Annotated in this window: 9 protein-coding genes; 4 read left to right on the top strand and 5 right to left on the bottom strand. The window is 73.2% G+C overall.

Annotation, left to right across the window (positions count from 1 at the left end):
- Positions 1-8: 8 nt before the first annotated feature.
- The 3 genes from ACZ7M3_RS49870 to ACZ7M3_RS49860 all read right to left on the bottom strand — a co-directional run bounded on the left by ACZ7M3_RS49870 (position 9) and on the right by ACZ7M3_RS49860 (position 3,804).
- Positions 9-845, bottom strand: a complete 837-nt coding sequence (locus tag ACZ7M3_RS49870; RefSeq protein WP_472073075.1) for a phosphopantetheine-binding protein — start codon at positions 843-845, stop codon at positions 9-11.
- Positions 846-1,041: 196 nt separating this feature from the next.
- The gene (locus ACZ7M3_RS49865; protein ID WP_472073073.1) at positions 1,042-1,866 is read right to left on the bottom strand and encodes an AfsR/SARP family transcriptional regulator; all 825 of its coding nucleotides are present in this window, start codon (positions 1,864-1,866) and stop codon (positions 1,042-1,044) included.
- Between the two features lie 312 nt (positions 1,867-2,178).
- Positions 2,179-3,804: an acyl-CoA carboxylase subunit beta gene (locus tag ACZ7M3_RS49860; RefSeq protein WP_472073071.1), complete on the bottom strand. Its 1,626-nt coding sequence runs from the start codon at positions 3,802-3,804 to the stop codon at positions 2,179-2,181.
- 154 nt (positions 3,805-3,958) lie between these two features.
- Between ACZ7M3_RS49860 and ACZ7M3_RS49855 the strand changes: the two genes are divergently transcribed.
- Complete coding sequence (locus ACZ7M3_RS49855; protein ID WP_472073069.1) at positions 3,959-4,528, top strand: zinc ribbon domain-containing protein; 570 nt, start codon at positions 3,959-3,961, stop codon at positions 4,526-4,528.
- A 111-nt stretch (positions 4,529-4,639) separates the two neighbouring features.
- On the opposite strand, the gene ACZ7M3_RS49850 is transcribed toward ACZ7M3_RS49855, so the two are convergent.
- Positions 4,640-4,834, bottom strand: coding sequence for an acyl-CoA carboxylase subunit epsilon (locus ACZ7M3_RS49850; protein ID WP_067383529.1), 195 nt, complete (start codon positions 4,832-4,834; stop codon positions 4,640-4,642).
- Positions 4,835-5,042: 208 nt separating this feature from the next.
- Here ACZ7M3_RS49850 and tnpB point away from each other — a divergent pair, with 208 nt between their 5' ends.
- From tnpB to ACZ7M3_RS49835, 3 genes are all read left to right on the top strand, one after another.
- Entirely contained in the window at positions 5,043-6,356 is a 1,314-nt protein-coding gene (tnpB, locus tag ACZ7M3_RS49845) for an IS607 family element RNA-guided endonuclease TnpB (RefSeq protein ID WP_472073067.1), read from the top strand.
- A 513-nt stretch (positions 6,357-6,869) separates the two neighbouring features.
- Entirely contained in the window at positions 6,870-7,691 is an 822-nt protein-coding gene (locus ACZ7M3_RS49840) for an AfsR/SARP family transcriptional regulator (protein ID WP_351313756.1), read from the top strand.
- Positions 7,692-8,110: 419 nt separating this feature from the next.
- Positions 8,111-8,593: a GNAT family N-acetyltransferase gene (locus ACZ7M3_RS49835; protein WP_472073065.1), complete on the top strand. Its 483-nt coding sequence runs from the start codon at positions 8,111-8,113 to the stop codon at positions 8,591-8,593.
- Between the two features lie 681 nt (positions 8,594-9,274).
- Here ACZ7M3_RS49835 and ACZ7M3_RS49830 read toward each other — a convergent pair.
- On the bottom strand, positions 9,275-11,479 hold the full coding sequence (locus ACZ7M3_RS49830) for a condensation domain-containing protein (RefSeq protein WP_472073063.1): 2,205 nt from the start codon (positions 11,477-11,479) through the stop codon (positions 9,275-9,277).
- Between the last annotated feature and the right edge of the window lie 201 nt (positions 11,480-11,680).

Here is an 11,680-nt window from a genome sequence, read left to right as displayed (position 1 = left end):
ACGGTCCGTCAGGCGGAGCGGGCCGCCAGCAGGGCGGCCGCCTCGTCGATGCTGAGCACCTCGTCACGTACCGCGTCGAGCAGCGCGTCCAGATCGACCCCCGCCGCCGGCAGACCCTGGGCGCCGCCCGGCGCCGGGCCCGCCGGAAAGGGCCCCGCCTGCCCGGCCGGGACGGCAGAAGCCGCGCCACGGCGGCCCGGCGCGGGCGCGCGGTGCGCCGCCCGCGCGCTGACGTACGCCGCCATGGCCCCCAGGTCGGGCTGGTCGTAGAGCAGGTCGGCCTGCTCGCTGAGGCCGTAGGTGCGGTTGATGCCGGCCAAAAACTCCGCGGCCAGGATCGAGTCCAGCCCCAGCGCGGCGAACGGCGCGCTCACCTCGATGTCCCCCGGCCCGCAGTGCAGGATCCCGGCGAGCTGCTCCCGCAGCGTGTCCGTGACCGCCTCCACACCCACATCGGCCGCATCCGTATCCGTATCCGCATCCGCGGCCGCGTCTGCCTCCGCGGCTGTGGCTGTGTCCGTGTCTGTGGGTGCGGGTGTGGGTGTGGGTGTGGGTGCGGCGGGGCGGGGGGTGCCGAGTTCGGCCGCGACGTGCCGGGCCAGTGCCTGGGGCGTCGGGTGCTCATACAGTGCGGTGGCCGCGATCCGGGTGCCGTAGCGGGCGTTGAGCGCCGCGACGAACTCGACCGACAGCATCGAGTCCAGGCCCAGCAGCCGGAAGGGCTCCTGCGCGTCGAGCGTCTGCGGCTCGACGCGCATCATGCCCGCCAGCACCGCGGTGAGCTCGGCGAGCACGTCGGCCACGGGCGTCGGCGCAGCCGCGGGCGGCTGGGGGACGGATGTCATGGTGGGCGTCTCCAAGGGTCGTGTCCCGGGTGGCCGTTGTGGCATTGTGGGCGCCGCCGGCACCCCGCCGCATCCCCGGCCGTGGTGATCTGCGCCGGCGGTGACTGGCTCCCGGGAACCAGCCGCCGCCGCGGCCCTCCGCCCAAAGAATGAGCCGCCCCGCGAAGGCCGCCCTGCCGTGCGGGTCCGCGGCGTGTCAGCGCACCCGCGCGGGTGCGGGCGGGCCCGCGCCGTCGGCGGGGGCGGGCGCCGGTGCCGCCTCCGGCGCCGCGGTCTGGATCGAGTGCTGCAGCCGCCGCAGCCGCGGCGAGGGCTCCAGGCCCAGGTCCGCATCGAGGGTGGCGCGCAGCTGGTGGTAGACGCTGAGCGACTCGCTGCGCCGCCCCGAGCGGTGCAGGGCCAGCATGAACTGCGCGTGCAGATTCTCGTGGGTGCGGTAACGGCTGGTCAGCACGGTCAGTTCGGGCAGCAGTTCGCGGTGGCGGCCCAGCCGCAGATCGGCCTCGATGCGCTGGTCCAGCGCGCACAGCCGGCTCTCCTCCAGCCGCCGGGCCTCCATCGCCAGCTGCGCCCCCCTCTGGACGTCGGCGAACGCGGTCCCCGTCCACAGCGCCAGCGCCCGGCCCAGGGTGCGGGCCGCCTCGGCGAAGGCGCCCTGGTCCATGGACCGGTAGCCCTCCCCCGCGAGCCGCTCGAAGGCGCGCACGTCACTGCTGCCGCCGCCGGAGGCGAGCAGATAGCCGCCCGGCAGGGTCATCAGGACGTCCTTGGCGGCGGCCCGGTCGTCCCCCAGCGCCTGCGCGAGGAGCTCGCGCAGCTGCAGCACGTACGTCTGCAGCGTGGTGCGGGCGCTGCGCGGCGGGGCCGCGCCCCACAGCTCCTCGGTGAGGGCCGCGACCGGCACCACCTGGTCGGCGTGGAGCGCCAGCAGAGCCAGGACCTGCCGCGGTTTCGGCGCGGTCGGGGTGATGGACACCCCGTTCTCCCGCACCGCCAGTGCGCCCAGTACGTCGATGTCCACGCCGTCTCCCCTGGTCGGTGTGCCGTGCCGCACCCACGATTACAAAACAGCACGTCCGGTCTGTCAATACTAGACCGTTCATGCTGTTTCTGTCGGGTGGCGGACGGGCGGCAGGCCGCCGGGGCGCCGGAATCCCCCGGTCCGCGCCCTCCGGGGAGGGGCCGGGCCCCGGCTCCGCCCGCCGCGCCCGGCGGCCCGCAAAGCAGACCGCCGGGTCTGCTCCCGGCACGGGAAGAGGCGGAAGGGGGGAAGGGGGCGGAAAGAAGGGGAAGTCCGGGGCGGGGAAGTCCGGGACGGGGCGGGGGGCTGGGGTTACTGCGGGGGGTTGCCGTGTTTGCGGGAGGGCAGGTCGGCGTGTTTGGCGTGCAGCATGGCCAGGGAGCGGATGAGGACCTCGCGGGTGGCGGCGGGGTCGATGACGTCGTCGACCAGGCCGCGTTCGGCGGCGTAGTAGGGGTGCATGAGTTCGGCCCTGTACTCCTTGACCATGCGGGCGCGCATGGCCCCGGGGTCGGCGGCCTGGGCGATCTGCCGGCGGAAGATGACGCCTGCCGCGCCTTCCGCGCCCATCACGGCGATCTCGTTGGTGGGCCAGGCGTAGGTGAGGTCGGCGCCGATGGACTGGGAGTCCATGACGATGTAGGCGCCGCCGTAGGCCTTGCGCAGGATGAGCGAGATCCGCGGCACGGTCGCGTTGCAGTACGCGTACAGCAGTTTGGCGCCGTGCCGGATGATCCCGCCGTGCTCCTGGTCCACCCCGGGCAAAAACCCGGGAACGTCCAGCAGGGTGACGATCGGGATGTTGAAGGCGTCGCACATCTGCACGAACCGGGCGGCCTTCTCGGAGGCCTCGATGTCCAGCACGCCGGCCAGGGACTGCGGCTGGTTGGCGACGATGCCCACCACCTGGCCGTCCAGGCGGGCCAGCGCGCAGATGATGTTGCGGGCCCAGCGCTCGTGGACCTCCAGGCAGTCGCCGTCATCGACGATCTCCTCTATGACCTTCGCCATGTCGTAGGGGCGGTTGCCGTCCGCGGGGACCAGGTCCAGGAGGGACTCGCCGCGCCGCCCGGGCGGGTCGTGGGGGGTGGCGTGCGGGGGGTTCTCGCGGTTGTTCTGCGGGAGCATCGACAGGAGGTAGCGCACCTCCGCGAGGCAGGTCTCCTCGTCGTCGTAGGCGAAGTGCGCCACGCCGGAGGTCTCCGCGTGGACGTCGGCGCCGCCGAGCCCGTTCTGGGTGATCTCCTCGCCGGTGACCGCCTTGACGACGTCGGGGCCGGTGATGAACATCTGCGAGGTCTCACGGACCATGAACACGAAGTCCGTCAGCGCGGGGCTGTAGGCGGCGCCGCCCGCGCACGGGCCGAGCATCACCGAGATCTGCGGGATGACACCGGACGCCTTCGTGTTGCGCTGGAAGATGCCGCCGTAGCCGGCGAGCGCCAAGACGCCCTCCTGGATGCGGGCGCCCGCACCGTCGTTGAGGGAGACCAGCGGCGCGCCGGCCGCGATGGCCATGTCCATGACCTTGTGGATCTTCGTGGCGTGCGCCTCGCCCAGCGCGCCGCCGAAGATACGGAAGTCGTGCGCGTAGACGAAGACCGTACGGCCCTCCACCGTGCCCCAGCCGGTGACGACACCGTCGGTGTACGGCTTCCTGGCCTCCAGGCCGAACCCGGTCGCCCGGTGCCGGCGCAACTGCTCGACCTCCTGGAAGCTGCCTTCGTCCAGCAGCAGGGCGATGCGTTCCCGGGCGGTCAGCTTGCCCTTGGCGTGCTGCGCGGCGGTCGCCTTCTCCCCCGGGCCCAGCCGGGCCGCCTCGCGGATCGCGTGCAGTTCAGCCACGCGTCCGCGGATGTCAGCCGGGCCCTGGGCGGGGGCCGGGTCCTGGGCGGGGGTGGGGGCGGGGCTCTGGGTGCGGGCGGGGGCGGTGGTCATCTGTTCCCTCCGTGGATACTCCGTCCTTCAGGGCGGAGAGGAATCGGACTCCTGCGGAGCAGGGCAGGGAAAGACGATCCGCCGCCAGGGCGGACCGTCGATCGCGGCCAACTACCAGCAGATAGCCACTAGTTGATGCGACAGTTTGTGAGTTGTGAGCACTCACGTGAAGCGGGCGTATCGGTACCGCTTCTGTCCGACGGATGCGCAGGCGGCGGAGCTGTCGCGCACGTTCGGCTGCGTGCGGAAGGTCTACAACCTGGCGCTCGCCGCCCGTACCGAGGGGTGGGCGCGGCAGGAGCGGGTCAGCTACCACCAGACCTCGGCCATGCTGACGGAGTGGAAGAAGACCTGGGAACTGGCCTACCTCAACGAGGTGCCCTCGGTCCCCCTCCAGCAGACGCTGCGGCACGTGCAGACGGCATGGAGCGAGTTCCGGAGCATGCTGGAATACAAAGCCCAGTGGTACGGACGCGAAGTGATCGCGGTGGACCGGTGGTTCCCCTCCTCCAGTCTGTGCTCCGCCTGCAACACCCTGCAGGACAAGATGCCGCTGAACGTCCGCACCTGGACGTGCGCCTGCGGGACGACCCACGACCGCAACGTGAACGCGGCACACAACCTTCTGGCCGCCGGGCTGGCGGTGACTGGTGTAAGACCTCAACGCAGTACTCCGGACGGGCAGTCGACAACGAAGCAGAAACCCTCACGGCGCGAGCCGTAAGAATCCCCCTCCCTTCAAGAAGGGGAGAAGTCAAGTCAGGTCCCTTTCTGGGGCGGGGAGTTCCGCATCACGGCCGGCCGCGCCGGACCCCGGCAGGTGCCGGGGGCGGTGTCACTGCCAGCTGCGCGGGGCCCGGCGGGTGCGGGGCCGCCACCAGCGGGAGCCGTTGACCGGCCTGCCCCGGCGGGGGAACGCGCCGCCCGCGCGCAGTGCGAGCAGCACCACGGTCAGTGCGGCCAGTTCCTCGTCGCTGGCCTGCCCGCGTTCCACGCGCAGGACGGGCTCGTGGTGCTCCGGCGTTCCCATACCCCCTCCTTCGGTCGTGGGGACACCGTCGGCCACCGGGCTCAAGAACCGCTCTCACTGCGCTCGAAGAGCACTGCACACGGCGGGGCGGGGGCGTGTGCGGGAGCGGGGGTTCTCAACTGCTGTGGGCTTCGTCATCGAATCTCAGCGTTTGTCAACTTCCGTTGGTGGTCGGGGTGTTGTCGGTGGCGGCCGGTAGCCTGATCGGGTGATCGTCACGCACGCCTACCGGTTTGCACTGGACCCGACGCCTGGTCAGGCCAGGGCGCTGCTGCGGCATGCCGGTGCGGCCCGGGTGGCGTTCAACTGGGGTATCGCGCAGGTGAAAGCGAACCTCGGGCAGCGGGAGGCGGAACGGTCCTACGGCATTGCCGAGGACGGTCTGACGCCGTCGTTCGGCTGGTCGATGTATTCCCTGCGCAAGGCCTGGAACGCAGCGAAGAGGGAGGTGGCGCCGTGGTGGGCGGAGTGCTCGAAGGAGGCGTACGCCACCGGGCTGGATCAGCTCGCCCGGGCCTTGAAGAACTGGTCCGGTTCCAAGCGCGGCAAGCGCAAGGGGCCGCGTATGGGCTTTCCTCGCTACAAGTCGAAGCGGAAGACCACGCCGTCGGTCCGGTTCACCACCGGCACGATCCGCTTGGAAGACGACCGCAGGCATGTCACGCTCCCGGTCCTGGGAACGATCAGAGCGCATGAGTCCACACGGAAGCTGCACCGCCGGATCGCGGCCGGCACGGCGGTGGTGAAGTCGGCGACCGTCCGCCGCGAGGCGGGCCGCTGGTTCGTGTCCTTCACCTGCGAAGTCGAGCGCACCGACCGTACCCCGTCCCGAGCGGATACGGTGATCGGCGTCGACCTGGGCATCAAGCACCTCGCGGTGTTCTCCGACGGCCGCCCGAGGGCCGAGAACCCCAAACACTACGACACCGCGCGCCGCAAGCTCGGCCGCCTGTCCCGTACGGCCGCCCGCCGTCCGGGCCCTGACCGGCGCACCGGGCAGCAGCCTTCGAAGCGTTGGCAGCGCGCGGATGCGGCCCGCAACCGGGTGCACTACCGCACCGCGAACCTGCGGCGGGACGCGCTCCACAAGCTCACCACCAGCCTGGCCCGCGAGTACGGCACGATCGTGGTGGAAGACCTCAACGTCTCGGGGATGCTCAAGAACCGCAGACTCGCCCGCGTCGTGGCCGACGCCGGGTTCGGCGAGATCCGGCGTCAACTCGCCTGCAAAACCCGGTGGAACGGCGGAACGCTCGAAGTGGCGGACCGCTGGTTCCCCAGCAGCAAGACGTGTTCCCGATGCCAGGCAGTGACACCCAAACTGCCTCTCCGGATACGGATGTACGTGTGCGAACACTGCGGACTCGTCCTCGACCGGGATGAGAACGCGGCACTGAACCTCGCCGCGCTCGTGAAGCGGCACGTCGCCGGGAGTGGCCCGGAGACAGAAAACGGACGTGGAGCCGACCGTAAGACCCCGTCCTGCGGGGCCGGTGGCATGGAAGCGTCTACCCCGCATTGATACCTCCTGGTATTGAGTGAGACGGGGACCTTCGCCCAGCAATGGGCGAATCACTGAGATTCGTAGAAACTCGGTGAACGGGAAACGCTTCGGCCAGCTGCCGCCCGTGCGGGCGGGCGGAGGGGCGGCGGGGCCGGGGGCGGCGCGGGCGGCGCGCGGTGCGGCGCGTATGCGGCGGGGGCGGGGACATGGTGTCTTGACTGCGCCGGTGGCGGTGATTACGGATCCGGCCGGCGCCGCGCCGGCGCGCGGGAAAGGGGGCCGACGGTAGCCGTCTGGAGTGCGGCGACAGCGGAACCAGGAGTTCTCCTCGAGCGGCCGTACACACGTTCTCCAGCGCACCGGACGCCGTACGCGGCACCGGACTTGGAAGTCCGCTCGAGAACGGATCCAGGAAAACGCTGGACGGGGACGGCCGCGGCTAGCGTGAGCGGCGGCGCGGATTTCCGGCCAACAAAGTGGAACGGGACAAGGAGCTCGACGACATACGGAATGCGGAATACGGAGGAGACCGTGAGGATTCAGGTTCTGGGTCCGTTGAGTGCCGAGGTCAACGGGGGATCCATCGTTCCGAGCGCGGGCAAGCCGCGGCAGATCCTGTCGCTGCTGGCGTTGTATCCCGGGCGGGTGATGCCCGTCCCGACCCTCATGGAGGAGATCTGGGCGACACAGCCGCCGCAGAGCGCGCTGACCACGCTGCAGACCTACATCCTGCAGCTGCGCCGGCGGCTGGGCACCGCGATGGGGCCCGGTGCGCCGGGCGGCGCCAAGGAGGTGCTGGCCACCCGGCACGGCGGCTATCTGCTGCAGATCCCGCCCGACTGCGTCGACGTGCACCAGTACGACCGGCTGACGAGGGAGGGCCAGAGCGCTTTCGAGAGCGGTGACGACGAGGTCTCCGCCGCCCGTTTCAAGGCGGCCCTGGGCCTGTGGCAGGGCCCCGCCCTGGTCGACGTACGGCTGGGGCCGGTCCTGGAGATCGAGGTGGTACGGCTGGAGGAGAGCCGCCTGGTCACCGTGGAACGGCGCATCGACGCCGACCTGCGGCTGGGCCGGCACGCCGAACTCATCGCCGAACTCATCGAACTGACCGCCCGTCACCCCCAGCACGAGGGACTGCACTCCCAGGCCATGGTGGCGCTCTACCGCTCCGGCCGGCAGGCCTCCGCGCTGGAGGTCTACCGCCGGCTGCGGGTGCGGCTGATCGAGGACCTGGGCGTGGAACCCTCCCCCCAGCTGCAACGCCTCCACCAGGCCGTCCTGACCGTCGACCCCCAGCTGGACGTCCTGGCAGGCCCACGCCACAGCTCCACCTACGACCTGTTCACGGCCTGACAGACCCGCCCCCGCCCCCCGCCACTGCCCTCTGCCCACTGCCCGCTGCCCGTTGCGGCGGGCAGCGGCGGGCGGGATGCTGCGGGCCGGCGGCGGCCGGGCACCGCGGTGTCCGGGGTGACCGCACAGCTGGAGGCGTGCACGGCACCGGATGGTCCCCACACTCGTGGACACCCGTTGCGGGACGCCGGGTCCACCCCTGCACCGTCGGCGCAGGCCGGCCCGTCCGGACGCCCGTGCAACCGCGCCGGTGGCCGCCGGGCTGTATGCGGTGCATGACCCCGGCCACCGCGGTGGCCCAGGCGGCGTTCAGCGGCCCCGCCGGGGCGGCGGAGGTGCGGTGCGGAACGCGGTGAGGACCAAGGGGTGCGCCCCTCGCGCGGATGACGTTGCCGGCCGGACCACAGCACAATGCGCGGGTGGACAACGACATCACCATCCGTCCGGCCGCTCCTCATGAGCTGGACGCCGTGGCCGGGCTCCGATGGCAGTGGATCCTCGAGAACGAAGGTGTGCCCGTCACCGAGCGGGAAGAGTTCGTGCGGCACTTCATCACGTGGGCGGGGCAGAACACGTCCTCGCATCGCTGCATGGTCCTGGTCCGCGATGAGGTGATCATCGCAATGGCCTGGCTGGCGGTTCTTCAGCGGGTGCCAAGTCCGCGCGCTCTGCAGCGGGCATCAGGCGACCTGCAGTGCGTATACGTAGTTCCCGGTGAGCGTGACGGCGGCCTGGGCGGCCGGCTCATCGACGCCGTCTTGACCAGGGCCGGGGAACTCGGACTCGAACGAGTCGCCGTGCACTCCAGTCCGCGCGCGATCCCGGCCTACTCCCGCCACGGTTTTGAATCCTCCCCCCGTCTGCTCCACGCCCACGTCGCCCGCACCACCTCCTGTCCCTGACGGCCGACGGCCATCCCGCTGCTTCGTCCCGTTGCCCCTGTTCGCCCTGGCGCGGCCCGGACGGCAGGACGTTCGCCTTGGCGCGGGCCAGGCGGCAGGACGCGGTGCCGGTCTCGGCCAGGGGGCGTTGAAGGCGAGCCGGTCCACAGCCACCGTCGCACCGCAGGGCCCGGGCGGGGCCGCTTCGCCTCGCCGCCACCCCTCAGTGCGCCCGAACACCCCTCCCGCCGGGGCCGGTTGGAGTCGCCTCGGCGGGGCCGCTGAACGCCGCCCCGGCCACCGCAGCCGATGGCGGCCGGATGCGCTCCCCGGGCTCGCTGTCCGGATACGCGCTGGAAGCCGGATACACCCTGGCGCCGGTGCGAGGAACCCCGCCGGCGGTGATCTGGGGATGCAGCTGAACGCCGTGATGGCAGGCCGGTGTCAGCCTCGCGGGCGGCGGCCAGGCTCCCGGTATCCGGTACCGGCCGCAGGGATGGCGCTCCGTACGCCGGCCGGGTGCCTGGCCGGCGTACGGGTGAGCGGGGAACTCCTCGCACGCCGCCTGCCGGAGGGGCGGGGCACCGGCAGGGGCCCGCCGGGGAAGGGGAGAGCGCCACCACCGGCGGGACGGATGCGCAACGGCGAGCGGACGTACGCCCGGCTCCGGCGGGAGCAGTTCCGGCACGGGGCGGGGCGGGTTCAGGGGGGCGGGGTGAGGACGGAGCGCACCCCGCGGGCGAGGGCGGACGCGCTGGCGGCGGCGTCGCCGATGCCGGTCATGACCACGGCCAAAGCCGTGCCGGGAGCATGCGGCGTGCGCTGGGCGAGTTCGTAGGCCGCCCTCCCCCCGGGCCCGCACCCGCACAGCACCAGGCGCCGGCCCGGCCCGGGTGCCCGGTCCAGTGCGGCCGGCAGCACGCCCGGCGCGCCGTCACCGTGCACGGCCACGATCTTCTCCGGGCCGCGGTGGCCGCGGACGAACAGGTCGTAGCTGCCCGCCGGCACACCCGGGGCGGTGACCAGGCAGATCACGTCCGCGTGCGGATGCCCGGGCCGCAGCACGGTCAGGGCGTGCTGCGGCGCGGGCGGCACGGGCCGGGCCATGCGCGGTATCGCGGCCCGGGCCAGCAGCTCCAGCAGCGCTCCCGCACTGGCCTGGGCCTGCCGGTAGTCGGGCAGCGCGCGCAGCAGGCGTACGCACTGGGAGTGCAGGGCGGCGGCGTCCTCGTCCGCCAGCTGCGCCCGGTCGTGGAACAGGCCCAGGACCAGGCCGCCCGCGCTGTCGTGCCGGGCGGCGAGGGTGAGGGGCCCGCCGGCGCTGCCGGCCGCGCTGCGGGGGGTGTCCGCGTGGACGCCCTGGGCGGCGAGTTCGCTGCGCAGGACCTTCGGCAGCACAAGCGGGCCGTCGAAACGCACCAGAGTGCCGCCGGCACCGCAGACCGCACCCGCACCCGCACCCGCAACGGGACCCGCAGCAGGACCGGCAGCGGGACCGGGGGCGGGGCCGGCAGCGGGGCCGGGGGCGGCGGGCGGGCGGGGCGCCCACGCACGGATCGTCTCGGTGCTGGCCCACGGGTAGGCGGCCAGGTCCAGCAGCGTGTCGCGGACCTGGTGCAGCAGGTCCGCCAGCGGGGCGGCCGGATCGACGGTCACGGTCATCGGCAGCGGGCTGTCCAGCAGGCCGGGAATGCCCGCGGCACCCGGCAGGGCGATGTCCCGGCCCGACAGCTGCACCCCGAAACTCACCGGCAGCGGCCCTTTGGCGCCCGCCGCCCGGTACAGCAGCAGCGCCCACACCAGGTGCAGCGCGCTGGACTCGGCGGCCCCGCGCAGCGCGGCCCAGGAACGCAGCCGGAAGGTCTCCGGCGCCCGCAGCCGGGTGTGCAGCAGACCGGGCCCGCTCTGCCCGGTGGCGCCGCCCGGCCGCCCCGGACGGGTGGCGGCCCGCGGCGGCGGCACCGCGCGGGCCCAGAACTGCCGTGCGGCCGTGGTGTCCTGGCCGGCCAGCCAGCGGGCATGGTCACGCAGATCGGGACGGCGTTCCCCGCCCGGCAGGACGCCGCCGCCGGCATAGGCGCGGTAGAACTCCCGCAGCAGCAGGTGCACACCCCGCTCGTCGAGGAGAGCCGGGTGATAGGTCAGCAGCACCCGCGGCGGCGCCGCGCCCGCGCCGGGCTCCGCCTCCAGCAGGGTCAGGCGCAGCAGCCCCGGCCGGTGCAGCGCGAACCCCCGCGCCCGGTCCCGCCGCAGCAGCTGGGACCAGGTGACGGCAGCCGGGGAACACACCGCGATGTCCGCCCCGGCCCGGGCGTGCAGCACCAGACGCGGCGCGGCGACCCAGTCGAAACACGCCCGCAGCACACACTCCCGGTCGACGACGGACTGCCACGCCGCGGCGAACCGCGCCACGTCCAAAGGCCCGGACCAGTCCCAGTACAACTGCTCGACCCCGCCACCGACACCGCTGCCGCCACCGTCACTGCTGTCGCCACCGTCACTGCTGCCGCTGCTGGTGCTGCCGTCGCTGCTGTCGCCGGTGCTGGTGCTGGTGCCGGCGGGGGTGAGGGCGGCGCGCAGCAGGGTCTGCTGGTGTCCGGTGACCGGGAGGACCTCCCCGCCCGGCGGGGGCGGCGCCAGCAGGTCGGCCAGCAGGTCCGCGGGCAGCGCGGCGAACCCGCCCGCCGGGGGCGGGGTCAGGCGCAGCGTGTGGTGACCGGGCCGGTGACTGTCCAGCGCGACACCGAAGGCACGGTGGCGCTGCGCGAGCCGGGCGGCGACCGTCTCGGCGTCCGCCGGGCCCAGCGGGCCGCGCAGTTCCAGGACCAGCGGACCGCCCGGCGACAGCGCCACCGGCTCATGGACCACGGCAAGAACAGCGCCCTGCGGCACGTCCTGGCTGCTCATCCGCCCTCCCCGACCCCAGAACCCGCCCCCGCGGCACGGCGGACCGGCCCCCCGCACCCCTTACCCGGCCGCCAGGGGCGCGGGGAGGACAGACACGGCAGACACGGCAGGCCCGGCAGGCCCGGCCACTGCGGGTGCGGGTGCGGGTGCGGCAGCCGCGGGCGCGGGCGGGACGGCATCGGGCGGGGTGACGGCGCACGG

This window comes from Streptomyces sp. NPDC111656 (assembly GCF_055656965.1).
This window is presented reverse-complemented; position numbering and strand designations above follow the sequence as displayed.